This window comes from Micromonospora sp. WMMC415, from assembly GCF_009707425.1.
Lineage (GTDB): Bacteria > Actinomycetota > Actinomycetes > Mycobacteriales > Micromonosporaceae > Micromonospora.
Genome location: NZ_CP046104.1, coordinates 5805092 through 5828305 on the forward strand (window position 1 = coordinate 5805092; position 23214 = coordinate 5828305).

The 23214-nt window shown below is 73.9% G+C and carries 20 protein-coding genes and 1 riboswitch; of the genes, 7 read left to right on the plus strand and 13 right to left on the minus strand.

The window, feature by feature from the left end; genetic code table 11:
- Positions 1-45 precede the first annotated feature (45 nt).
- On the minus strand, positions 46-966 hold the full coding sequence (locus tag GKC29_RS27175; RefSeq protein WP_155334368.1) for an ornithine cyclodeaminase family protein: 921 nt from the start codon (positions 964-966) through the stop codon (positions 46-48).
- Between the two features lie 124 nt (positions 967-1090).
- Positions 1091-1153, plus strand: a riboswitch (guanidine-III (ykkC-III) riboswitch).
- A gap of 65 nt (positions 1154-1218) precedes the next feature.
- On the opposite strand from GKC29_RS27175, the gene GKC29_RS27180 reads away from it, so the two are divergent.
- Together GKC29_RS27180 and GKC29_RS27185 are read left to right on the plus strand one after the other, a co-directional pair.
- Positions 1219-1533 (plus strand): multidrug efflux SMR transporter, encoded by a 315-nt coding sequence (locus tag GKC29_RS27180; protein WP_155333516.1) that lies wholly within the window; start codon positions 1219-1221, stop codon positions 1531-1533.
- Between the two features lie 80 nt (positions 1534-1613).
- Positions 1614-1859, plus strand: coding sequence for a hypothetical protein (locus GKC29_RS27185; RefSeq protein WP_155333517.1), 246 nt, complete (start codon positions 1614-1616; stop codon positions 1857-1859).
- Between the two features lie 81 nt (positions 1860-1940).
- Here GKC29_RS27185 and GKC29_RS27190 read toward each other — a convergent pair whose 3' ends face one another.
- Positions 1941-4394, minus strand: a complete 2454-nt coding sequence (locus tag GKC29_RS27190) for a DNA translocase FtsK (RefSeq protein ID WP_155333518.1) — start codon at positions 4392-4394, stop codon at positions 1941-1943.
- A gap of 112 nt (positions 4395-4506) precedes the next feature.
- Between GKC29_RS27190 and GKC29_RS27195 the strand changes: the two genes are divergently transcribed.
- Positions 4507-4983, plus strand: coding sequence for a YbjN domain-containing protein (locus GKC29_RS27195; RefSeq protein WP_155333519.1), 477 nt, complete (start codon positions 4507-4509; stop codon positions 4981-4983).
- Complete coding sequence (locus GKC29_RS27200; RefSeq protein WP_155333520.1) at positions 4980-6620, plus strand: YbjN domain-containing protein; 1641 nt, start codon at positions 4980-4982, stop codon at positions 6618-6620. Before GKC29_RS27195 ends, GKC29_RS27200 begins: the two co-directional genes overlap by 4 nt.
- Positions 6621-6681: 61 nt before the next feature.
- Here the strand turns inward: GKC29_RS27200 and GKC29_RS27205 are convergent, their stop codons facing one another.
- From GKC29_RS27205 to GKC29_RS27235, 7 genes are all read right to left on the minus strand, one after another.
- Positions 6682-7857 carry a S1 family peptidase gene (locus tag GKC29_RS27205; protein ID WP_155333521.1) on the minus strand — a complete coding sequence of 392 codons (1176 nt, stop codon included), beginning with the start codon at positions 7855-7857 and terminating at the stop codon, positions 6682-6684.
- Between the two features lie 150 nt (positions 7858-8007).
- The gene (locus GKC29_RS27210; RefSeq protein ID WP_155333522.1) at positions 8008-9696 is read right to left on the minus strand and encodes a ribonuclease J; all 1689 of its coding nucleotides are present in this window, start codon (positions 9694-9696) and stop codon (positions 8008-8010) included.
- Positions 9697-9751: 55 nt separating this feature from the next.
- Positions 9752-10675, minus strand: a complete 924-nt coding sequence (gene dapA / locus GKC29_RS27215; RefSeq protein ID WP_155333523.1) for a 4-hydroxy-tetrahydrodipicolinate synthase — start codon at positions 10673-10675, stop codon at positions 9752-9754.
- Positions 10676-10721: 46 nt separating this feature from the next.
- Positions 10722-11465, minus strand: a complete 744-nt coding sequence (gene thyX / locus GKC29_RS27220; protein ID WP_155334369.1) for an FAD-dependent thymidylate synthase — start codon at positions 11463-11465, stop codon at positions 10722-10724.
- Between the two features lie 124 nt (positions 11466-11589).
- Positions 11590-12210, minus strand: a complete 621-nt coding sequence (locus GKC29_RS27225; protein ID WP_155333524.1) for a DUF2752 domain-containing protein — start codon at positions 12208-12210, stop codon at positions 11590-11592.
- Entirely contained in the window at positions 12207-13436 is a 1230-nt protein-coding gene (locus GKC29_RS27230) for a winged helix-turn-helix domain-containing protein (protein WP_155333525.1), read from the minus strand. Before GKC29_RS27230 ends, GKC29_RS27225 begins: the two co-directional genes overlap by 4 nt.
- A 10-nt stretch (positions 13437-13446) precedes the next feature.
- Entirely contained in the window at positions 13447-14697 is a 1251-nt protein-coding gene (locus GKC29_RS27235) for a glycosyltransferase 87 family protein (RefSeq protein WP_155333526.1), read from the minus strand.
- A gap of 35 nt (positions 14698-14732) precedes the next feature.
- Here GKC29_RS27235 and GKC29_RS27240 point away from each other — a divergent pair, with 35 nt between their 5' ends.
- Together GKC29_RS27240 and GKC29_RS27245 are read left to right on the plus strand one after the other, a co-directional pair.
- Positions 14733-15317: a GNAT family N-acetyltransferase gene (locus GKC29_RS27240; protein ID WP_155333527.1), complete on the plus strand. Its 585-nt coding sequence runs from the start codon at positions 14733-14735 to the stop codon at positions 15315-15317.
- Positions 15318-15364: 47 nt separating this feature from the next.
- Positions 15365-16366: a sigma-70 family RNA polymerase sigma factor gene (locus tag GKC29_RS27245; RefSeq protein ID WP_155333528.1), complete on the plus strand. Its 1002-nt coding sequence runs from the start codon at positions 15365-15367 to the stop codon at positions 16364-16366.
- Positions 16367-16428: 62 nt separating this feature from the next.
- Here the strand turns inward: GKC29_RS27245 and GKC29_RS27250 are convergent, their stop codons facing one another.
- The 4 genes from GKC29_RS27250 to GKC29_RS27265 form a co-directional block, all read right to left on the minus strand.
- On the minus strand, positions 16429-17328 hold the full coding sequence (locus tag GKC29_RS27250; protein WP_155333529.1) for a carbohydrate ABC transporter permease: 900 nt from the start codon (positions 17326-17328) through the stop codon (positions 16429-16431).
- A complete protein-coding gene (locus GKC29_RS27255; protein ID WP_155333530.1) occupies positions 17325-18446 on the minus strand; it encodes a carbohydrate ABC transporter permease in 1122 nt (373 codons plus the stop codon). Before GKC29_RS27255 ends, GKC29_RS27250 begins: the two co-directional genes overlap by 4 nt.
- 72 nt (positions 18447-18518) lie before the next feature.
- Positions 18519-19766 carry an extracellular solute-binding protein gene (locus GKC29_RS27260; protein WP_155333531.1) on the minus strand — a complete coding sequence of 416 codons (1248 nt, stop codon included), beginning with the start codon at positions 19764-19766 and terminating at the stop codon, positions 18519-18521.
- Between the two features lie 26 nt (positions 19767-19792).
- A complete protein-coding gene (locus GKC29_RS27265; protein ID WP_155333532.1) occupies positions 19793-20782 on the minus strand; it encodes a LacI family DNA-binding transcriptional regulator in 990 nt (329 codons plus the stop codon).
- 147 nt (positions 20783-20929) lie between these two features.
- Between GKC29_RS27265 and GKC29_RS27270 the strand changes: the two genes are divergently transcribed.
- Positions 20930-23056, plus strand: a complete 2127-nt coding sequence (locus GKC29_RS27270; protein WP_155333533.1) for a glycogen debranching N-terminal domain-containing protein — start codon at positions 20930-20932, stop codon at positions 23054-23056.
- Positions 23057-23214: the final 158 nt, after the last annotated feature.

The window sequence follows — 23214 nt, forward strand, 5'->3', positions numbered from 1 at the left end:
GCGAGATGCCGCATCGCGCGGCGGGGCGACCGCCGGCGGGGCCGGTCAGGCCGGGATCGCCACGCGGACCAGGCGGTCGAGCAGGAAGACCTCGGTGCCGGCCAGCCCGGTCGAGCAGAAGACCGACACCTGGTCCGCGGCGGTCCGGCCGGGGACGGCCCCCGCCAGCACCGCGCCCAGATCACGCAACCGACCGGCGTACGGGGGCAGCGCGGCGAGCATCGGCGGGGCGTACGCGGTCGCCTGCGCGGGCGAGTCGGTGACCAGCACGTCCGCCCGGTCGAGCAGGTCGGCGCCGAACTCGTGGCGGTCGACCTGCTTGAAACCCACGGCGTTGACGTGCGCGCCCGGGGCGAGGTCGGCGGCGTCGAGCACCGGCGTGGTACTCGTCGTGGCGAGCACCACGACGTCGCGGCCGGCCACGGCGGCCCCGGCCGATCCGACCGCGCGGGCGGGAACGCCCAACTCGGCGCGGACGCGGGCGGCGAACGCCTCCCGCCGGGCGGCGGAGCGGCTGTGCACGGTCACCTCCCGCAGCGGCCGCACGGCGGCGGCGGCCCACACCTGGGTCCACGCCTGCCGGCCGGAGCCGACCACGCCGAGGGTCGCCGCGTCGGGGCGGGCCAGCGCGTCGACGGCGACCCCACCGAGTCCCCCGGTACGCCGGGACCCCAGCTCCTCCCCGACCGCGACCGCCCGGACGGCGCCGGTCCGCCCGTCGTGCAGCACCACGACCTGCTCGCTCTCCGGATGCCCGAAGGTGTCGTAGGAGCGGTACCCGTACCACTCGCCCACGAGATGCCCGGCGGTGAGCACCATCCGCCCCCCGTCGAGCGTGGCGGCGGCCCGGGGCGGGGCGACCAGCCGACCCTCGTGCGCGGCCCGGAGCGCGTCCCGCATCGCCGCGACGGTCGTCGGTGCGTCGAGCGCGGCGGTGACCTCGGGGTCGGCGAAGAGCAGTGGCATACCGGTCATACTGCAAGTTGAATTCAGGTTGAGGTCCACTCGTGGTGGTCGGGATCACCGCACGCGGTTCGCGGCTCGCTGCTCGGCCCGGGCTCCCGTGCCCACCGCCGGTGCTACGGTCGTCGACGGCGGCTCCGGCCGCCCCGGACGAGTGGTGGGCGTACCCGGTCAGGCCAAGACGCCCCGCGTGACCCGCAGAATCGACTCGTCCCGGCCCCCGGCGGTTCGGGCGGCCCGCACAGAGGTGACCCGATGGCCTGGATCGTTCTGGTGATCTCCGGACTCCTGGAGACGGCGTGGGCGATCGCCCTCGACCGCAGCGCGGGCTTCAGCCGGCCCGTCCCGTCGGCGGTCTTCGCCGTCACCCTCGTGCTCAGCATGGCCGGCCTCGCGTACGCGTTGCGCGACATCCCCGTCGGGACCGGGTACGCGGTCTGGGTCGGCATCGGCGCGGTCGGCACCGCCGTCGTCGGCATGGTCGCGCTGAACGAGTCGGCCAGCCTCCCCCGGATCATCTGCCTGCTGCTGGTGGTCGCCGGCGTGGTCGGGTTGAAGATCTACCACTGACGCCGCCAGGCGTAGCGGATGACCACAGCGGGTAGAGATCGGCCAGCACCGAGGACATCTCACCCACCACGGAGGACACCATGGCCGACATCCACAGCACCGCGCGCCCCCGCAGCGGCGCGGCCCGCGTCTGCACCATCCTGAGTTTCGTCTTCGCCGTCATCGCGATCCTGTTCCTGCCGCCGCTGTTCGGCCTGGCGGGCATCGCCCTGGGCGTCGTGGGCGCGGTCCTCGGCGACAAGCCACTCGGCTGGTACGCGGCCGGCGCCAGCCTGGCCGGCATGATCATCGGCATGCTGATCGGAGCGGCGCTCTACAGCTCCTGACCCACTCCGCTCCCCCGACGCCACGGGCCCGCCGTACCGGCAGGCCCGTGGCGTCGTCCGGTAGGCGACCCGGAGCCGTCGTCACTCATCGCCGCCACGCAGGCCGGTCAGGACCTCCTCCAGCTCGTCCGGCTTGACGAGCACGTCGCGGGCCTTGGAGCCCTCGGAGGGACCCACGACGCCGCGCGTCTCCATCAGGTCCATCAGCCGGCCGGCCTTGGCGAAGCCCACCCGCAGCTTGCGCTGGAGCATCGACGTCGAGCCGAACTGGGAGGTCACCACCAGCTCGACCGCCTGGACCAGCAGGTCCAGGTCCTCGCCGATGTCCTCGTCGATCTTCTTCTTGCTCTCCTGCGCGACGGTCAGCACGTCCGGCCGGAACTCCGGCTCGCGCTGGTCCTTGCAGAACTTCACCACGTCGGTGATCTCGCGCTCGGTCACCCACGCGCCCTGGATGCGAATCGGCTTCGACGCGCCCATCGGCAGGAAGAGGCCGTCACCGCGGCCGAGCAGCTTCTCCGCGCCGGGCTGGTCGAGGATGACCCGGGAGTCCGCGAGGGAGGAGGTCGCGAAGGCCAGCCGGGACGGGACGTTGGCCTTGATCAGGCCGGTGACGACGTCGACCGACGGCCGCTGGGTGGCGAGCACCAGGTGGATGCCGGCGGCCCGGGCGAGCTGGGTGATCCGGACGATCGAGTCCTCCACGTCGCGGGGGGCGACCATCATCAGGTCGGCCAACTCGTCGACGATCACCAGCAGGTACGGGTACGGCCGCAGCTCCCGCTCACTGCCCGGCGGCGCCTTGATCTCGCCGTTGCGGACCTTACGGTTGAAGTCGTCGATGTGCCGGACCCCGTTGGCGGCGAGGTCGTCGTACCGCATGTCCATCTCGCGGACCACCCACTCCAGCGAGTCGGCGGCCTTCTTGGCGTTGGTCACGATCGGCGTGACCAGGTGCGGGATCCCCTCGTAGCCGGTCATCTCGACCCGTTTCGGGTCGATGAGCAGCAGCCGAACCTCGTCAGGAGTTGCGCGGGTCAAAATGGACACAAGCAATGAATTCAGGCAACTCGACTTGCCGGCGCCGGTGGCCCCCGCGATGAGGATGTGCGGCATCTTCGCGAGGTTGGCCACCACGTAACCGCCCTCGATGTCCTTGCCGAGCGCGACGACCATCGGATGGTGGTCGCTGGTGGCCGTCCGGGAGCGCAGCACGTCGCCGAGCGCCACGTTCTCCGGGTCGGTGTTCGGGATCTCCACGCCGACCGCGCTCTTGCCCGGGATCGGGCTGAGGATCCGGACGTCCGGCGACTTCACCGCGTACGCGATGTTGCGGGAGAGCTGGGTGATCCGCTCGACCTTCACACCCGGGCCGAGCTCCACCTCGTACCGGGTGACCGTCGGGCCCCGGGTGAAGCCGGTGACCGCGGCGTCCACGTCGAACTGGTCGAAGACGCCGGTCAGCGCGGCGATCACCTCGTCGTTGGCCTTGCTCCGGGTCTTCGGGGCGGCGCCGCTGCCCAACAGGTTCGCCGGCGGCAGCGTGTAGTCGCCGGCCAGCCCGGTCAGGGCGAGCTGCTCGGCCCGCGTGGGCAGCGGCGAGTGCTCGGGCGGCTCGGCCGGCTTGCGGCTGGCGGGCACCTTGGCCGGCGGCTTGCGGGGCAGCACGAGGGTCTCCTGGAGGTCGGCGCCCTCCAGGTCGCCGTCGAAGTCCTCCGGATCCAGCGGGGGCGGCATCCGCTTCGCCGGGCGGCGGCGGGCCGGCTTGTCGGCCGCCTCGTCCGTCTCCTCGGCCGGCGGCGTGCCGACCACCGCGCCGGCCAGCAGGCCCAGCCGCTCGGGGATCTTGTTGATCGGCGTGGCGGTGACCACCAGCAGCCCGAAGACCAGCAGCAGGACGAGCAGCGGAACCGCCACCCAGGCGGTCACGGCCCGCTCCAGCAGGCTGCCGACACCCGCGCCGACCAGGCCGCCGGCGAAGTCCCGCTGGACCGGGTCCACCGGGTCCTGCCCGATGTGCAGCATCGCGGCGGTGGCGACCAGCATGGACCCCCAGCCGACCAGGCCACGACCGCGGTGCTCGGGATCGGCGGGCTGCCGCATCAACCGCCAGGCGCCGATCATCAGCAGCACCGGCACCACGATGGCGATGGCGCCCAGGAAGAGCCGGACGCTGTCGGCCAGCCGCTGGCCCACCGGCCCCGCCCCGGAGAACCAGATGCCGACGGCGCTGAGCAGGGCGAGCCCGAGCACCAGCAGCCCGGCCCCGTCGCGCCGGTGCTCCGGGTCGAGGTCACGGGCCGAGGCGGCCTGCCGGCCCACCGCGCGGACCCCCCAGCCCACGCCGTGCGCCAGGCCCATCCACAGCGCACCGAGAGCACGGCCGAGATAGACGGCGGGGCCCGGACGGGTGGCCGTGGTGCGGCGCCGGGCCGGCGTACGAGTCTTCTTCGCCGGCTGACGGGCACGACTGTTCGTGGTGCCACGCGGCGACGCGCCGCGCCGCCGGCTCGCCTGAGAGGTACGGCCCGCCATAGCATCAACTTAACGGCGGTACCCGGCAGATCGCCGCTTTTCCGGGTCGTGTCCGCGCGTCGTCGCGCGAATCCGCCGCCGGTCGTGATATCCGCCTCAGAAGGGATGCCCCATGGCGTCGCCGATCGCGGACGGTGCGGACCGCCCCCAGGCCGGGTACCCGGGTGCGCTGCGCCCGCTGACCGGCGAGCTGATCGCCACGGTGCTCGCCGGTCGCGGGTACGCGGTCGAGACCGACCCGGCCGGCGACCTGGTCGGCCGGTGGGCCGACAGCCTGATCTGGTTCCTCCGCCCGGGCACCGCCGGGGAGCTGCTCCAGGTACGCACGGTGTCGGCGCCGACGTTCGCCATCGAGTACGTCCCGGCTCTGCACGCCTTCTGCAACGCGTGGAACCACGACCGGCTCTGGCCGAAGGCGTTCGTGCACGTCGAGGACGACGGGCGCGCCCGCGTCTGCGGCGAGGTCATCACCGACCTGGAGCACGGCGTGACCCCGCACCAGCTCGACCGGCTCCTCCACTGCGGCATCTCCGCCGGCTGCCAGCTCGCCGCCGAGGTCGCCCGCCTGCCCGGCGGGATGCTGCCGTGACCGGGCAGCCCGGCGGCCGGGGGCTGGAGGAGTTCGGCTGGCCGGGCTGGCTGCCCGGACGCCGCCGGCCGGAACGGGACCACCGCGCGCTCGCCGAAGAGCTGGCCGACGTCCGGGACTCCCCCGACGGCGAGACACGCGGCGCCGAGCTGGAACGGATCGCGGCGCGCGCCGACGCAACCGGTGACGACCGGTCGGCGCTGGACGCCCGGCTCGCCCTGATCGAGTCGTACCTGCTGCACGGTCAGCGGTGGCGGCTGGTCGAGCCGGTCCGCCGCTGCCTCGCCGCCGCCGATCGCCGACCGGACCTGCTACCAGCCGGGGGCCGGGAGCTGCTGTCGCGCTACCAGCGGTACGCCGTGGAGGCCCTGCTGGGCAGCCCCCGCGTCGGGCTGGACCAGGCCCGTGCCCTCCTCGACGACCTCGCCGCCGCCGACGCCCCGGTGGTCGCCGAACTCCGCTGCCGGATCGCCGACCACCTCGGCGACGAGCCGGCCGCCCGGTCCTGGTACGACCGCTGGGTGGCCGCCGCCCCCGACCCGACGGACGGCTGCGCCGAGTGCGCCCGGGTACGACGGGCGGACCTGCTCGCCGGGTGGGGCGACTGGCGGGCGGCGCTGGACGAGCTCGCCGGCGCCGGCCGGTCGGACTGCACCGAGGCGCCCGAGCGGGCGCTCGCCGCCGGCATGCTGCCGTGGCTGCGGGCCGGCGAGCCGGAGCGGGCCGCGGCGGCGCACGTCCAGGCGTACCGGCGGCACCGGCGCGAGCGGGCCGCCTTCCCGTACCTCGCGGCCCACCTGCGCCTCTGCGCCCTCGCCGGGCATCCCGGCCGCGGGCTGGACATCCTCGCCGAGCAGCTGACGAGGCTCGACCACGCCGACGACGAGCTGTCCGCGATGGAGTTCGCGGCGGCCGGCGCTCTGGTGTGTGCCGTCGCGACGGACGCGGGACTGGGCGGGCGGACGGTGCACCGGCCGGCGTCCGGGTCGCGGCCCGCCGCCGACCTGGACGTCGAGGCGCTCGGCGCCGCCCTGCTGGACCTGGCCACCGGCCTGGCCGGCAGCTTCGACGCCCGCAACGGCACCGGTCACCAGTCCGGTCGGATCGCGTCCTGGTTGGCCGAGCGGGCGAGGGCCGGGCAGGCGCTGGTCGCTCCGGTGCCGTGGCCTCCCGACTGGGTCGGGGACGACGATCCGCCGGACGACGGCCCGGCCGACGACCCGCCGGACGACGCGCCGGTCCCGCTCAGCCTGGCGCTCGTCACCGCCGCCCTGGAGCGGCGCGGCGACAGGTACGTCGTGGACGCCGCCGACACCGTCGTGGGGCGCTGGGGCGAGGCGCTCATCCAGGTGCGGCGGGCCGGCGAACGTGGCGAGATCCTGCACGTCCGCACCGTGGCCAGCCGCCGGCTCCCGGCGTCGCGGCGGGCCGAGGCGTACGCGTTCTGCAACTCCTGGAACCAGGACCGGCTGCTGCCGACCGCGTACGTGCACGACTCCGGGGACGAGCTGGTGCTGGCCGGGGACGTCAGCACGGACCTGTCGCACGGGGTGGCCCCGGTCCAACTGGACGTGCTGCTGGAGTCGGCGGTACGCACCGGCTCGGCGTACGCCGACGCGGTGGCCGCCCTGCCCTGACCCCGCCCTGCCCTGACCCCGCCGGGCCCGGTGGTCCCGGACCCGGCGGGGTCGGCGACCACTACCGGGTGTTGCCCGTGGTCACCAGGGTCAGCCCGTTGACGTCGAGGATCTCGCGCAGCGGTTGGAAGAACGTGGTGCCGCCCACGGTGCAGTCGCCGGAGCCGCCGGAGGTGACGCCCTGCGCCTGGTCGCCGGAGATCCAGGAGCCGCCCGAGTCGCCCGGCTCGGCGCACACGTTCGTCCGGACCAGCCCGGTCACCGTCCCCTCCGGGTAGCGGACGGTGGCGTTGCGGGCCTGGACGACGCCGCAGCGGGCGCCGGTGGTGGAGCCGGATCGGCAGATCGACGCCCCGACCGGCACCTCCTGCGCACCGGCCACCGGAACCGTCCCGCCGTTGAAGTCGTTGACCACCGGCTGCGGCGTCCACGCGTTGTTGACCTCGACGACCGCCCAGTCGTCACCGGGGAACGACGAGGCCCGGAAGACGCCCTGACCGACGCCGTTCGCCCCGTCGGTCCGGGAGCCCACCCGGCCGCAGTGGCCGGCGGTCACGAATCCGCCGACCACGGAGAAGCCCACCGAGCAGCGGCCCGCGCCGTCGATCGTGAAGGGGTCGCCGCCGCGGACGTCGAACAGCAGCCGGGGCTCCTCGGCGGACGCGTCCACCCGGACCGCCTGCCGCGGTACGCGGGTGCGGTCGACCAGCCGCCAGGCCGCCTCCTCCGAACCGGGGCGGGCGAGCACGACCAGCGAGTTGTCGGCGACGTCGACGTACCAGCCGGACACCGCGTCGGACGCCGATCCGCCGGCCCGGTCCAGCCGGGTCTTGAACGTGTCGAGCTGCCCGACGCCCCGGGCCACCACCTTCGGCACCGCCCCGGCGGCGCGGACCCGCTCGGCCTGCGCCCGGTCGGCGACCGCGACGTTGAGGGTCCGACCGTCCGCGCCGAGCCAACTGCCGCCGTAGTCGGCGCCGAGATCGTTCCGCAGTTCGCTGACCACCCCGGTCGCCCAGCGCTCGGTGGCGAGCCGCTCCGTGACCTGGCCCGGGCTGAGCGACAGGTCCCGCCGCATCGCGTCGACCACCTCCGGCGCGACGTCACCGGCCGCCGGGGCGGCCGTACCGCCGCGGGGGGTGGGCTCCTCCCCCGCGAAGGACGGCAGTGTCACTGCCGCCGCCGCACCCACCGTCGCCACCATCACGCCGATGGCTGTCAATCGTCTGCGGTCCATCCGTCACGCTCCTCCCGGCCGGCGCGGTCACGCCCGCCACGACGGAGTACGGGAGCGGCGCCGGGACGGTTGAAGGATCGACGGAAAACGATGCTGCGAATACGGCGACGCCCGCCGGGAGTGACCGGCGGGCGTCGGAGCGTAGGAGAATCAGACCTCGACGACGGTCGGCACGATCATGGGCCGGCGCCGGTACGCGTCGTTCACCCACCGCCCCACGGTGCGCCGGACGATCTGCTGGAGCTGGTGCGGATCGGTGATGCCGTCCGAGGCCGCCCGGTTGAGGGCCTCGGTGACCAGCGGCACCACCGGGTTGAACGCCTCCGGGTCCTCCGAGAAGCCCTTGGCGGAGACGGTGGGCCCGCCGACGACCTTCCCGGTCACCGAGTCGACCACCACCGTCGCGGCGATGAAGCCGCCGTCCCCCAGGATCCGGCGCTCGGTCAGCAGCGACTCGCTCACGTCGCCGACGGCCAGGCCGTCCACGTAGACGTACCGGCTCTTGACGTGCCCGACCAGGCTGGCGCGGCCCTCGACCAGGTCGACCACGTCGCCGTCCTCGCAGAGCACCACCCGGTCCGGCGCGACGCCGGACTCGATGCCGAGCCGGGCGTGGGCACGCAGGTGCCGCCACTCGCCGTGCACCGGCATCAGGTTGCTCGGCCGGACCACGTTGAGCAGGTAGAGCAGCTCGCCGGCCGGGGCGTGACCGGAGACGTGCACCTTCGCCACGTCCTTGTGCACGACCACGGCACCGGCCCGGGCCAGCCGGTTGATCACCCGGTAGACCGAGGTCTCGTTGCCGGGCACCAGCGAGGACGCGAGCACCACGGTGTCGCCGGGGGCGATCGTGATGTGCCGATGGTCGCCGCTGGCCATCCGGCCGAGGGCACTCATCGGCTCGCCCTGGCTGCCCGTCGACATCAGCACGATCTGCTCGGGCGGCATGGTGGTGGCCTCTTCGATGCCGACGACCAGGCCCGGCGGGATGTTCAGCAGGCCCAGGTCCCGGGCGATGCCCATGTTGCGGACCATCGAACGGCCGATCAGGGCGACCTTGCGGCCGTGCTCGACGGCGGAGTCGAAGACCTGCTGCACCCGGTGCACGTGCGAGGCGAACGAGGCCACGATGATCCGGCCCCGGGCCTTCTGGAAGATGGAATCGAGCACCGGCCCGATCTCCCGCTCCGGCGTGACGAAGCCGGGGATCTCGGCGTTGGTGGAGTCGGACAGCAGCAGGTCCACGCCCTCGGCGCCGAGCCGCGCGAAGCCGGCCAGGTCGGTGATCCGCCCGTCCAGCGGGAGCTGGTCCATCTTGAAGTCGCCGGTGTGCAGCACCAGACCGGCCGGGGTGCGGATGGCGACCGCGAGCGCGTCCGGGATCGAGTGGTTGACCGCGAAGAACTCGCACTCGAACGGGCCGAGCCGCTCCCGGCCGCCCTCCCGCACGGTCAGCGTGTACGGCTGGATCCGCCGCTCCGCGAGCTTCGCCTCGACCAGGGCGAGGGTGAACTGCGAGCCGACCAGCGGGATGTCCGGCTTGTGGGCGAGCAGGTACGGCACCGCCCCGATGTGGTCCTCGTGACCGTGGGTGAGCACGATCGCCTGCACGTCGCCGAGCCGGTCCAGGATCGGGCCGAAGTCGGGCAGGATCAGGTCGACGCCGGGCTGCTCCACGTCGGGGAAGAGCACCCCACAGTCGACGATCAGCAGCTTGCCGTCGTACTCGAAGACGGTCATGTTCCGACCGATGGCGCCGAGCCCGCCGAGCGGGATGATCCGCAGTCCACCCTCCGGCAGCGGCGGCGGAAATTCAGCCTCGAAGTGCGCCTCGGTCACGCGTTCACCTCATTCTGCGGCGCCGTCACCCGGCGCCCGTCAATTCGTTCGATCATCAGGGAAGGTCCAGCCCGGCCGCCGCGCAGTCGGCGCGGAGCTGGGCGAGCTGCTCGGCCGTCGCGTCGACCAGCGGTGGGCGCACCGGACCGGCCGGCAGCCCCTTGGCCGCGAGCCCCGCCTTGACCAGGATCGTGCCCTGGGTGCGGAAGATGCCCGTGTACAGCGGCAGCAGCCGCCGGTGCAGGGCGAGCGCCGTGGCGGTGTCGCCCGCGTCGTACGCCTGGATCATCTGCTGGGTCTGCACGCCGGTGAAGTGGGTCGAGGTGCCGACCACGCCGACCGCGCCCACGGCCAGCGCGGGCAGGGTGAGGGAGTCCTCGCCGCTGTAGAAGGCGAGACCGGTCCGGCTGGTGACCCAACTGGTGGCGGTCAGGTCGCCCTTGGCGTCCTTCACCGCGACGATCCGCCCGTGGTCGGCGAGTCGCACCAGCGTCTCGGTCTCGATCGGCACACCGGCGCGGTGCGGGATGTCGTACAGCATCACCGGCAGCCCGCTCGCGTCCGCCACGGCGGTGAAGTGCCGCAGCAGGCCCGCCTGCGGCGGCTTGTTGTAGTACGGGGTCACCACCAGCAGGCCGTGGGCGCCGGCCTTCTCGGCGGCGGCGGCCAACTCGATGGTGTGCCGGGTGTCGTTGGTGCCGACCCCGGCCACCACCTTCGCGCGGTCGCCGACGGCCTCCACGACGGCCCGGATCAGGCGCTCCTTCTCCGCGTCGGTGGTGGTCGGCGACTCACCGGTGGTGCCGTTGACCACCAGCGCGTCGTTGCCCTGCTCGTCCACCAGGTGGTTGGCCAGCCGGGCCGCCCCGTCGAGGTCGAGCGACCCGTCGGCGTGCAGCGGCGTCACCATGGCCGTGAGCACACGCCCGAACGGCCGGGACGCGGCCGGGGCGACGGTGTCAGGGTGGTCGTGCGTCATGGGTCCAACCTAGCGGACGACCGCCGAGCCGCTGCCGGGGAAGGGCTCAGGACACCTCGGCGTGCGGGCTGGCCGCCACCTCGGTGCCGTCGGGCAGCGTCGAGATCACGAAGTCGTTGAACACGTTTGGCGCGACCCCCTGGAGCTGGCGCAGGCACTCCACGGCCAGCTCCCGGATCTCCACGTCGGCGTGCTCGGTCGCGCGCATCGCGACGAAGTGCCGCCACGCCCGGTAGTTGCCGGTGACCACGATCCGGGTCTCGGTCGCGTTGGGCAGCACCGCCCGGGCCGCCTGCCGGGCCCGCTTGCGCCGCAGCGTGGGGTTGGGCTCGTCGGTGAACCGCTGCTCCAGCCCCTCCAGCAGCTCGGTGTACGCACGGACGCTCGCCTCGGCCGCCTCCACGAACCTCTTGTGCAGCTCCGGGTCCTCGGCGATCACCGTCGGCTCGACCATCGCCGCGTCCCGCTCCGGCACGTACCGCTGGGACAGCTGGGAGTACGAGAAGTGCCGGTGCCGGATCAGCTCGTGCGTGAACGACCGGGACACACCGGTGAAGTAGAAACTCACCGAGCCGTGCTCCAGCACGCTCAGGTGGCCCACCTCGAGGATGTGCGCCAGGTAGCCGGCGTTGGTCGCGGTGGCCGGGTTCGGCTTCTTCCAGCTCTGGTAGCAGGCCCGACCGGCGAACTCGGCGAGCGCCTGGCCGCCGTCGGCGTCGGTCGACCACGGCACGTCGTCCGGGGCCGCGAAGTGGGTCCACGCGATGAGCTTGACCTGGGGCTGCACCATGTCCGGCATTCCTGGGACTGTAGTGGCCGCTCAGGCCTGCGGGAAAGTTGGGCTCGCGGGCAGTTGGCCGGCTCACGCTCCGCGCGGCACCCCGGCGGGCACGTCGCGCCGGAGCCGGACCGGATCAGACGTACAGGGAGGTGAACGGCGCCCAGGGCAGGTTGCGCAGCACCGAGAAGGCGAACCACGCGGCCAGGAAGACGCCGATCACCCGGGTGTCGATCCGCGGCTCGGGGAGCCGCCAGCCGAACGCCTGCTTCCCCGCCCACGCCACGAAGAAGTACGCCAGGAAGGGCAGGGCGAACACGAAGAGGAAATGGTGGCGGGCGGCGGCCGGCAGGTCGCCGTGCAGCACGTACCAGAGTGCGCGGGTGCCGCCGCAGCCCGGGCAGTCCAGCCCGGTGGTGAGCTTGAGCAGGCAGGTCGGCGCCGCGTCGGGCGCGGACCGGGTCGGGTCGCTGATCAGCGTGTAGCCGATGCCGGCGGCGACGCAGCCGAGCGCGGCCAGTGGCACCGCCCAGCGCGGCGAGCGCTCGTAGAGCCGGACCACGAAGCGGGTCAGCCGGTCCGGCTCGGACACCGGGTAGGGCGGGACCTGCCCGGCGGGCCACCCCCCGTGGGGATCGACCCGGGCGCCCGGCACGGCCGGGTCCGGCGGGGCCGGAGACGTCGCCACCGGGTGCGGCGGGACCGGGTGCGGCGCGGCGTCGCCCCGGGGCCCCTCAACGCTCGTCACGCCGATCACGGTACACCGGCCGGGCTCGTCAGCGCGGCGGCCAGCGGACCCGCCAGGTCGCCCGCCGCCGGGGGCGCCACGGCGTCCAGGCCCAGCCAGCCGGCGAGCCGCTGCAGCTCGGCGGCGAGCGCGAGCGCGGTCTCGCCCGGGTCGGCGCCGGGCTCGAGCCAGGCCGCGGGCACCAGGAGCACGCCCGCCCTGCGGTCTGCCTTCAGGTCGACCCGGGCGGTGAACCGTTCCCCCTGGAGGAACGGCAGCACGTAGTAGCCGTGCACCCGCTGCGGCGCCGGCACGTAGATCTCGATGCGGTAGCTGAAGTCGAACAGCCGCTCGGTGCGGCCTCGCTCCCACACCAGCGGGTCGAACGGGCTGACCAGCGTGTTGCCGCGCACCCAGCGGGGCAGCCGTGCCTGCGCATGCAGCCAGGCCCGCTGCCGCCAGCCCTGCACCGTCACCGGCAGCAGCTCCCCCGCCTCCGCCAGCTCGGCGATCGCCGTCCGGGCCCCGGCCAGCGGCAGCCGGAAGTAGTCCCGCAGCTCCGGTTCGGCGGCCACCCCGAGCGACCGGGCCGCCACGGCGACCAGCGTCCGGTACGCCTCGGCGTCGGTCGGGGTCGGCGCGGCCAGCACGGCGGCCGGCAGGACCCGCTCGGGGAGGTCGTAGCGGCGGGCGAACGAGGTGGTGCGGTCGGCCGCGGTCACCTCACCGGCCCAGAACAGGAACTCCAGCGCCCGTTTCACCGCCGACCAGTTCCACCCCCAGTTGCCGGTCTCCCGAGGGGCGTCGTGCTCGATCTCGGCGGCGGTCAGCGGGCCGCGGGCGGCCACCTCGTCGCGGACCCACGCCACCAGGCCGGGCTGCTCCTCGGCGATGCGGCGCATGCCACCCCAGGCCTCGGCCCGCGCGCGGGCCATCCGCCAACGCAGCGCAGCGTGCAGATCGACCGGCACCAGCGACGCCTCGTGCCCCCAGTACTCGAAGAGGTCGCGGGGACGGCGGTAGGCCGCCGTGTCGAGCAGCGCGGTCGGGTAGGGCCCGAGCCGGCTGTAGAGCGGCAGGTAGTGCGCCCGCTGGAGTACGTTGACCGAATCCATCTGGATCAGCCCGACCCGGTCGAGCACGCGACGCAGGTGCCGCCGCGTCGGCACGCCGGTGGGCGCCGGGTCGGCGAAGCCCTGGGCGGCGAGCGCGATCCGCCGGGCCTGGGCGAGCGAGAGCGATTCCGGTGCGACCATCGCGGGCACCCTAGTTCAGCGGTACGACACCGCTGTGCGCCCGCCCGTCGACGTCACCCGGGCGCGACGCGGCGCCCCTACCGGCCGGTGCCCGCACCGACGGCGGCCGGACCGGCAGGAAGGCGAGCAGCGCCAGGCTGATCCAGACGTAGGTGTTGCTGCCGAGGAAACCGCCGATGCCGGTGAAGTCCCGCTCCCACACCCAGACGATCCGGCTGATCAGGAAGGCGTACGCGACGGCCGCGGCGACCAGCAGCGCGCGGCGCCGGCGGCTGCCCGCGGGGGCGGCCATCCCGCTGTCCACCAGGAGGATCAGCGCCGGCAGCAGCCAGACCAGGTGGTGCACCCAGGTGACCGGGCTGACCAGGCACATCACCGCGCCGGTCAGCGCCAGCCCGGTCGCCTCGTCACCGGCGGCGGCGGCCCTCCGGGATCGCCACACCCACAGCGCCAGCGTCGCCACCACCAGCGCCAGCCAGGCCACGGTGCTCGGCTCCTGCGGGTCCAGCCGGGCCACCACCCCCCGCAGCGACTGGTTGGAGACGAACGCCAGCTCGCCCACCCGGTTGGTGTTCCAGAGCGCCTCGGTCCAGAACTCGCGGGACGCGTCCGGGAACAGCGCGCCGGCGAACACGGTGGCGGCGGCCGCGGTGCCCATCGCGGTCACCGCCGCCCGCCAGCGGCCGGTCACCAGCAGGTACACGATGAAGATGCCGGGGGTCAGCTTGATCGCGGTCGCGAGGCCGATGCCCACCCCCGCCCAACGGCTGCCGCCCGGCAGCAACCGGAGCAGGTCGACCGCCACCAGGAACAGCAGCAGCATGTTGACCTGGCCGAAGTTGACCGTCTCGCGCATCGGCTCGTACGCGGCGGCCAGACAGAGCGCCACCGCGAGAGCGAACCAGCGGGTCCACCCGGCCCGCCGGGAGATCGGGTCGATCAACCAGTGGAACAGGACCACGGTGACCACCACGCTGGCGGCCACGCTCACCACGATCGCCGCCGTCCAGGGCAGGTACGCCATCGGCAGCATGACCAGCGCGGCGAAGGGCGGGTACGTGAAGCCGTACTGGGTGAACGGGCGCAGGTAGTCGTAGATCTCCCCGCCGTCGTGCACCCAGTGGCGCAGCGCGCCGTAGTACACCTGGAGGTCGAAGAAGCCGTGCCGCACGGCGGCCACCGACAGGAAGAGAGCCACCGCGACGGCGAGGCCGGCCACGCCGACGACCTGCCCGACCGTCCGCCCGGCACCCTGCGCCACCGTCGCCTCCCTCGCCCTGCGTAGGCTTCCGTGCCATGGCCCTCGGATACGTCCGCCCGGCGCGTCCGGAAGACGCCGGCGAGATCGCCCGCATCCAGCTCGCGACCTGGCGGGTCGCGTACCGCCGCATCCTGCCCCGGCACGTGCTCGACAACCTGGACGAGGCGTGGCTGGCCCGGCGGTGGAGCGCGGCGGTGCAGGAGCCGCCCTCCGGCTCGCACCGGGTGCTGGTCGCCGTCGAACAGGCCGAGCAATCGTATCTGGTGGGGTTCGCCGCCTCCGGTCCGGCCGACGCCGAGGCCCTGGCCCCCGGCGAGCCGGCCGAGGCGCTCGGGCCGGACGTCGTCGCGGTGACCGACCTGCTGGTGGAGCCACGGTGGGGCCGGCGGGGGCACGGCAGCCGGCTGCTCGCGGCGAGCGTGGACCACTGGCGCGAGGACGGGTTCGGCCGGGCGGTGGCCTGGGCGTTCGACGGCGACGCGGCGACCCGGGGGTTCCTCACCGGCACCGGCTGGGAGCCGGACGGGGCGGCCCGCGCGCTGGACGTGGACGACATGCTGGTCCCGCAGGTACGCCTGCACGTAGCCGTCCCGCCTCCGCCGAACGGCGCGGAGGGGTAGCCGGCGGGTCGTTCGGGACTGTCGGAGGCCCCGCCTACGGTGACGCCATGACGGTGGCGCACGCGCAGGTCCCGGCCGGCGAGGATCGCGGCCACCCGTTTACCGGCGAGCCCTGGCCGGCGGTCTCCGCGGCCCACCGCGCCGAGCTGACCGGCTACTGCTACCGAATGCTCGGGTCGATCTTCGACGCCGAGGACGCGGTGCAGGAGACGCTGCTGCGGGCGTGGCGGGCGCGGGACGACTTCGCCGGCCGGGCCTCCGTGCGCACCTGGCTCTTCCGGATCGCCACCAACGTCTGCCTGGATCTGCTGCGCGGTCGTGCGCGGCGGGCTCTCCCGGTGGATCTCGGTGAGCCCTCCCCGCCGGTCCTCGCGCTGCTCGGCGCACCCGAGCCGGGCTGGGTCGAGCCGGCGCCCGACGCGGCGGTGCTGCCGGCGACGGACGACCCGGCGGAGGTCGCCGTCGCGCGCGAGTCGGTGCGGCTGGCGTTCGTGGCCGCGCTGCAACACCTGCCGCCCCGGCAGCGCGCCGTGCTGATCCTGCGCGACGTGCTGCGCTGGCGGGCCGACGAGGTGGCCGGCCTGCTCGACGCCACGGTCGCCTCGGTCAACAGCGCCCTGCAACGGGCCCGGGCCACGATGGCCGGCCGCGCCGGCACGGCGCCCGCCGCGGAGCTGGACGCGGCCCACCGCGAGCTCCTCGACCGCTACGTCGACCTGTTCGAACGGTACGACGTCGACGCGCTGGTCGCCCTGCTGCAGGCGGACGCGGTGCACAGCATGCCGCCGTACGCGCTGTGGCTACGGGGGCCGCGGGACATCGGGCGGTGGATGCTCGGCCCGGGCGCCGAGTGCCGGGGGTCGCGGCTGCTGCCCATCGCGGCCAACGGCGGGTCCGGCTTCGGGCAGTACCGGCCCGACCCGGCCGGCGGGCACCGGCCGTTCTCGGTTCAGCTCGTGTCGACCGACGGGGCCGGGATCACCGCGATCACCCACTTCCTGGAGCCCCGGCTCTTCCCGCTGTTCGGGCTGCCCGACCGGCTGCCCTGACTGTGAGGCGACCGACGAACGGGGTGGTTCCCGCGATCCCGCGGCCCGGGAACCATTCCGCGTCAGCCCTTCTCCGCGCCCTCGGCGGCGTCCCGGACGAAGTAGCGCTGGAAGATCACGAAGATGACCGCCACCGGGATGGTGGCGAGCAGCGCGGCGCCGAGCTTGAGCGGATACTGCGTGCCCTTGCCGAGCGAGCCGCTGACCAGGTCGGCCAGGCCGCGCGGCAGGGTGAACAGGTCCGGGTCCTGCACCGACACCAGGCTGTGCGGGAACTCGTTCCACGAGCCCTGGAAGGACAGGATGGTCAGCGTGATGAGCGCGGGCTTCGCCATCGGCAGGACCACCGACCAGAAGGTGCGGAAGACGCCGGCCCCGTCGATCCGGGCGGCCTCCTCCACGCTGACCGGGACGGACTCGAAGAACTGTTTCATGATGAAGATGCCGGCCGCGTCGGCGAGCAGCGGCACGACCAGCCCCGGGTAGCTGTTGTAGATGCCCAACTGGTTGAGTACCAGGAACTTCGGGATCAGCAGCACGACGGGGGGTACCGCCATCACGGCGACGACCGCGGCGAAGAGCCACCGCCGCCCGTGGAAGCGGAGCCGGGCCAGGGCGTACCCGGCGAGGGAGTCGAAGAACACCCGCCCGAGCGTGACCAGCACGGTCACCAGCAGCGAGTTGCCGAGCCAGAGCGGGAAGTTGGTGCCGGCGAAGATCCGCTCGAAGCCGTCCAGCACCAGCGGGTCGGGGATCGGCGAGAGCGGGTTGGCCGCCGCGTCCGGCTCGGTCTTGAGCGAGTTGCCGATCTGGATGACGAACGGGTAGAGGAACACCAGCCCGAAGAAGATCAGGACGGCGTACCCCAGGATGCGGCTGGCCAGCGCGCGGCCGTCGCGGGCGCGACGGCGGCTGACGGGCGCGGGCGCCGCCGGCGCGGATCGCTCGGTCAGGGTGGTCACGACCGGCCTCCCCGGCGTACGGTCCGGCGCCACGAGCGGCGCCCGGCGGAGTCCCGGTCAGCCATGATCCGGCGCTGGAGCAGGGTGAGCACGATGATGATCAGGAACAGCACGAACGAGATCGCCGCGCCGGAGCCGTAGTCGAAGTCCCGGAAGGCGGTGCGGTACGACAGGTACGCCGGCGTGAGCGTGGTCTTGGCCGGGTCGCCCTGGCTCATGACGTACACCTGGTCGAAGACCTGCCAGGACCCGATCAGGCCGAGGGTGAGCACCAGGAACGTGGTCGGCTTGATCAGCGGCAGGGTGACGTGCCGGAACCGCTGCCAGCGCGAGGCGCCGTCGATCGTGCTCGCTTCGTCCAGGACGACCGGGACCTGCTGCAGCGCGGCCAGGAACATCAGCATGAAGGTGCCGGAGGTGGTCCACACGACCAGCGTGATGATCGACATCATCGCGACGCTCGGCCCGGAGAGCCAGTCCCACCAGCTCAGCCCGAACGGACCGCCCTCGGCCAGGGCGGCGGGCGGAGCGTCCACACCGACCGCACCCAACAGCAGGTGCAGGACACCCCGTGGGTCGGCGAACCACTGCGGCCCGTCGATCCCGAAGAGCCGGAGCAGGCCGTTGACGGCTCCGGAGTTGGCGAAGAGGAAGAGGAAGACGACGCTGATCGCGACCGAGCTGGTGACCGACGGGAAGTAGAAGGCGCTGCGGAAGAAACTCTTCCCCCTGAGCAGCCGGTTGTTGACGATCAGCGCGAGGCCGAGCGCCAGTACGGTCTGCGCCGGCACGACGAGCGCCACGTAGTAGATGTTGTTCCGGATGCTGGTCATGAAGTCGCGACGGTCCAGCCCGTCCTCGGTGAAGAGCCGGGTGTAGTTCTCGGCGCCGACGACCGGCACCTCCGAGGTGAACGGGCTTCCCTGCCCGTTCCAGTCGGTGAGGCTCACCCAGAACGCCATCAGGATCGGCAGCAGCATGAACAGCCCGAGGATGACGATGATCGGCGCGACGAAGAGCCAGCCGGCGACGTTCTCGTTTCCCCGCACGCCCCCGCCGCCGCGCCGCGGCGGTCGGGCGGTCGCGGTGGCCGGGGCGGCCACGGCGTCGATCGCCATGTCCTCTCCTTCCTCCGGTCGGAGGTGGAAGGAAGGGCCCCGGTCGACGAACCAGGGGCCCTTCCTCGCACCTCAGCCGCCCAGGGCCGCCTTGGCGTTCTTGTCGAAGTTCGCCAGGATGGTCTTCGGGTCGCCGCCCGCCAGGCCCTGCAGGCTCGCTTCCAGGTCCTGCAGGACGCTGTCCATCTTCGGCGCGTTCACCGGGCCCTGCGCGTACGCGGCGCCGTCGATGAACGGCTTGTCCGCCGGGAAGGCGCCGGTGTACTGGTCGCGGACCGACTGGCGGGACGGCATCACGCCGAACGCCGTGGCGAAGGCCATCTGCTGCTCACCCGAGGTCATCGCCTCGACGAACTTGATCGCCTGGTCCTTGTACGTCGACTTCGCCGCGATCCCCCAGCACTGGGTGAAGGAGAGGGTGCCCTTGCCCTTCGGGCCGGCGGGCAGCTCGACGACCTTGTACTTCACGGTCGGGAAGTCGTTCTTGAGGGCACCCTTGATCCAGTTGCCCTCGATGGTCATCACGGCCGCGCCCTTGCCGAACGCCTCGCCGGACCAGCCCGCGTCAAGTTGCTTGGGGAAGCGGGCCAGGCCCTCGGTGACCAGCGACTTGACGTACGTCAGGGCGGCGACGTTCTCCGCGGTGTCGGCCGTGGGCTGCTTGCCGTCCTCGCTGAGCAGCCAGCCGCCGTTCTGCACCAGGAACGCGCCGATGCGGTCGCGGGTGTCACCGAGCGCGAGCGGCACCATCCCCTTGGCCTTGATCTTGCGGGAGGTGGCGGTGAGCTGGTCCCAGGTGGTCGGGACGTCGGCGTCGGTCAGCCCGGCCTTCGCCCACAGGTCGGTGTTGATCTGGAGGGCCAGGGTGGAGAAGTCCTTCGGGGCGCAGTAGAGCTTGCCGTCGTAGGTGAACGTGGTGCGCAGGCTCTCGTAGAAGTCCCCGGTGTTGCTGATCTTGTCACCGTACGGTTCGAGGGCGCCGACGCTGGCGTAGTCGGCGAACCGCGCCGCGTCGACGTAGAACACGTCGGGCGGGGTGCCGCCGGCGAGGGCCTGCCCGAGTTGCTGGGTGAGGTCCTGGGCCGGGGTGACCGTCGCCTGGTTGCCGGAGGACGACGCCCACTTGGCGGCGGCGTCCTGGACGGCCTTGGTCTCGGCGTCGCCGGAGGAGCCGATCAGGATCTGGAGGTTGGCGGGTCCGCTGGACTGGGCGGCGTCGCCGGAGCTGTCGTCGAAACCGCTGCCGCAGGCGGCGGAACCGAGAAGGGCGGCGGCGGTGAGGCCGGCCAGCGCCGCCCGGGCGAGGGAGCGAGGTGCCATCGGATTCTCCTGTGGGGGACGGGGGATCATGCGGTGTGGCGCCGCACCAGCGAGGGCTGGAGCAGCACCTGGTCGGTGGTGCGGTGAGGACCGTCGAGAACGGCGGTGAGCAGGTCGACGCAGCGGGCGGCCGCCTCGCCGAGGGGTTGGCTGACGCTGGTGAGGCCCACCGCGGCGGCGACCGGGGTGTCGTCGAAGCCGATCACCGCCACGTCCGGGGCGTCGGCGCGGACGGCCTGGAGGGCCCCCAGGGCGAGCGAGTCGCTGGCGCACAGCAGCGCGGTCGGCGCCGCCTCGGCGAGCAGGCCGCGCGCGTGGCGTTCGCCCTCGGCGATGCCGTCCACCGTCTCGCGGTCCAGCCCGGCCGGGTCCACGCCGGCGGCGGCGAGGGTGCGCCGCCAGCCGGCGCGCCGGTCGTCGCCGACGCCGGAGCCGGCCGGCCAGCCGAGGAAGCCGATCCGGCGGTGGCCGGCCGCGAGCAGGTGGGTCGTGGCCTCGGCCGTGCCGGCCGCACCGTCGACGTCGACCCAGGGGTACGCGTCGGGCGCGTCCCACGGCCGGCCGAAGGTCACGAACGGCACCCCACGCCGCGCCAGCCACTCCGTCCGCGGGTCACCGTGATCGGTGCCGGTGAGCACGAAGGCGTCGAGGTCGTACGCCCCGAGCAGGTCGTCGTACGTCGCGATCTCGCGGTCGGTGTCGGTGGCGGTGTAGAGCATGACGCGGTATCCGGCCGCTTCGGCGGCCTCGGTGAGGCCGTGCAGGAACCGGTCGAGCACCGAGCCGTTGATTCCGTCCCGGGTGGGCTCGATGCGGGCCGCGATGAGCCGGGACCGGCCGGTCCGCATCTGGCGGGCGGCCTGGTTGGCCCGGTAGCCCAGCGCGTCGATGGCCTCCTGCACGCGGAGCCGGGTCTCCTCGCGCACGATGTGCGGCGCGTTGAGCACGTTGGACACCGTCTGCCGGCTGACCCGGGCGTGCCGCGCCACCGTCGCGATGGTCACCTTTTCGGCCACTTGATCCCTCTCGCGGTCTTGAACGATCCAATTTGGATACGGCAGGATTGGATCGTTCAAGTTGCTGGAATGTTTCGCACTCTGCACCGCCCGGGGACGGTCTGTCAAGACATCCGCGCCCCGCCGAGAAGGATCTGGAGCCGCATCGTGACCGAACGCCACCTGCAACCCCTGCTGCACGATCTGGTGGGGGTCGCGCTCGCCCCGACCAGCGCGCTGGGGGACGCGGCCGGGCAGATCCGCCCGACCGGGGTCCAGGGCGTGTTCCACGCCGACGCCCGCGTGCTCAGCCGCGCCGAACTGCGCGTCGACGGCCGCGAGCCGGAGGCGCTGGCGCGCGGGGCGGCGGGCCCGCACGGCGCACGGTTCGTCGGCCTCGCCCGCTGGCTGGGCGATCCGGGTCCCGACCCGACGGTACGCGTGGAGCGCACCCGCCACCTGCACCCCGGCGGCCTGACCGAGGAGGTACGGCTCGTCTCCAGCGCGTCGGTGCCGGTGCGGGCCACGATCGACGTCGACCTGGCGTGCGACCTGGCACCGATCGAACTGGTCAAGTCCGGCGGCGCCACCACGCCGGTCGCGGCGGAGGTCGGCGCCACCGGCGGCCTCACCTGGTCCGGCGAGGGCGTCACGGTCCACCTCACCGCCGAGGGCGCCGAGGTGCGCGCCGACCGGGCCGACGCGCCGGCCCTGCGCTGGCCGGTGGAGCTGCCGTCCCGCGGCGCCGTCACCCTGCGCTGGCGGCTCACCGTCACCGACCCACGCGCGGTCGTGGCCACCCCGGCGGTCGAGACGTCCTGGGCCGAGCCGCGCGTCCACGCCGACGACCGCCGGCTGACCCGGCTGCTCGACCGGTCCCTCGCCGACCTGCGTGGGCTGCGCCTCGCCGACCCGGACGCGCCACAGGACGTCTTCCTCGGCGCCGGGGTGCCCTGGTTTCTCACCCTCTTCGGCCGCGACAGCCTCTGGGCCGCGCGGATGATGCTGCCGCTCGGCACCGACCTCGCCGCCGGGACGCTGCGGGTGCTGGCCCGCCGCCAGGGCACCCGCCTCGACCCCGCCACCGGTGAGGCTCCCGGCAAGATCCTGCACGAGCTGCGGCGACTCGAGTTCACGCTGGCCGACGGGGGGCTGCGGCTGCCGCCGGCGTACTACGGCACGGTCGACGCGACCATGCTCTGGGTGTGCCTGCTGCACGACGCGTGGCGTTGGGGACTGCCCGCCGACCAGGTCGCGCCCCTGCTGCCGCACCTGGAGGCGGCGCTGGGCTGGCTCGCCGACCACGCCGACGCCGACGGCGACGGCCTCATCGAGTACGTCGACACCACCGGGCACGGCCTGTCGAACCAGGGCTGGAAGGACTCCGGGGACGCGGTCCGCTTCCGCGACGGCCGGCTCGCGACCGCGCCGATCGTGCTCGCCGAGGTGCAGGGGTACGCGTACGAGGCGGCCGTCGCGGGAGCGGCCCTGCTCGACGCGTTCGGCCGTCCCGGCGCCGACCGCTGGCGCGCGTACGCCGACCGGCTCGCCGAGCGGTTCCGTGCCACGTTCTGGGTGGACGGCCCGTACGGGCCGCAGCCGGCCCTCGCGCTGGACCGGGACAAGCGCCCGGTGGACTCGCTGACCAGCAACATCGGTCACCTGCTCGGCACCGGCCTGCTCACCGCCGGCGAGGAGGCTCAGGTGGCCCGGCTCCTCACCACCGACGCGATGACCGGCGGGTTCGGGCTGCGGACCATGTCCACCGACGACGCCGGGTTCAGCCCGCTGTCGTACCACTGTGGCTCGATCTGGACCCACGACACGGCGATCGTGCTCGCCGGGCTGGCCCGGGCCGGCTTCCGGCAGGCCGCGCTCGGCCTCGCCGACGGCCTGCTCGCGGCCGCCGAGGCCTTCGACTACCGGCTCCCCGAGTTGTACGGCGGCGACGACCGCGACCTGCTCGGGCGTGCCGTGCCCTACCCGGCGGCCTGCCACCCGCAGGCCTGGTCGGCGGCGGCGGCCGTGCTGCTGCTCCAGGCGGCCACCGGCGTCTACCCCGACGTGCCGGCCGGAAGCGTGCACCTCGCCCCGCTGGCCGGCGCCGACCTGGGCGCGGTGTCCGCCGCCGGCCTACGCGTCGGCGGCAGCCCGGTCACCGTCGCGGTCGACCGGACGGGCGCGGCCTCGGTCACCGGCCTGCCGGCGGACTTCCAGCTGACCGGACCGGCCGCCTCCGCGCCGGTCCCCGCTCCCCGCCCGGCGGCCGAGGAGGCCACCTCGGACGTCGGCTGAACCCGACGTCAGGCAGCCGAACCCGACCGCGCGGCCGGGCCCGACGACGCGGCCGGTCCCGACGACGCGGCCGGTCCCGCCGGGGTCGGAGCCCACCGCGGCCCGGCCCGCGCGGCCGGACCGTGCGCGGCCGGACGTGCGCGGCCGGCCGGCGCAGC

What these genes read in the sequence shown, in the direction of transcription:
- GKC29_RS27205 (WP_155333521.1), bottom strand. Translation starts at nt 7,857, where the DNA reads ATGGACCGCAGACGATTGACAGCCATCGGCGTGATGGTGGCGACGGTG.
- GKC29_RS27230 (WP_155333525.1), bottom strand. Translation starts at nt 13,436, where the DNA reads ATGGTCGCACCGGAATCGCTCTCGCTCGCCCAGGCCCGGCGGATCGCG.
- GKC29_RS27245 (WP_155333528.1), top strand. Translation starts at nt 15,365, where the DNA reads ATGACGGTGGCGCACGCGCAGGTCCCGGCCGGCGAGGATCGCGGCCAC.
- dapA (WP_155333523.1), bottom strand. Translation starts at nt 10,675, where the DNA reads ATGACGCACGACCACCCTGACACCGTCGCCCCGGCCGCGTCCCGGCCG.
- GKC29_RS27240 (WP_155333527.1), top strand. Translation starts at nt 14,733, where the DNA reads ATGGCCCTCGGATACGTCCGCCCGGCGCGTCCGGAAGACGCCGGCGAG.
- thyX (WP_155334369.1), bottom strand. Translation starts at nt 11,465, where the DNA reads ATGGTGCAGCCCCAGGTCAAGCTCATCGCGTGGACCCACTTCGCGGCC.
- GKC29_RS27190 (WP_155333518.1), bottom strand. Translation starts at nt 4,394, where the DNA reads ATGGCGGGCCGTACCTCTCAGGCGAGCCGGCGGCGCGGCGCGTCGCCG.
- GKC29_RS27185 (WP_155333517.1), top strand. Translation starts at nt 1,614, where the DNA reads ATGGCCGACATCCACAGCACCGCGCGCCCCCGCAGCGGCGCGGCCCGC.
- GKC29_RS27175 (WP_155334368.1), bottom strand. Translation starts at nt 966, where the DNA reads ATGCCACTGCTCTTCGCCGACCCCGAGGTCACCGCCGCGCTCGACGCA.
- GKC29_RS27195 (WP_155333519.1), top strand. Translation starts at nt 4,507, where the DNA reads ATGGCGTCGCCGATCGCGGACGGTGCGGACCGCCCCCAGGCCGGGTAC.
- GKC29_RS27260 (WP_155333531.1), bottom strand. Translation starts at nt 19,766, where the DNA reads ATGGCACCTCGCTCCCTCGCCCGGGCGGCGCTGGCCGGCCTCACCGCC.
- GKC29_RS27255 (WP_155333530.1), bottom strand. Translation starts at nt 18,446, where the DNA reads ATGGCGATCGACGCCGTGGCCGCCCCGGCCACCGCGACCGCCCGACCG.
- GKC29_RS27180 (WP_155333516.1), top strand. Translation starts at nt 1,219, where the DNA reads ATGGCCTGGATCGTTCTGGTGATCTCCGGACTCCTGGAGACGGCGTGG.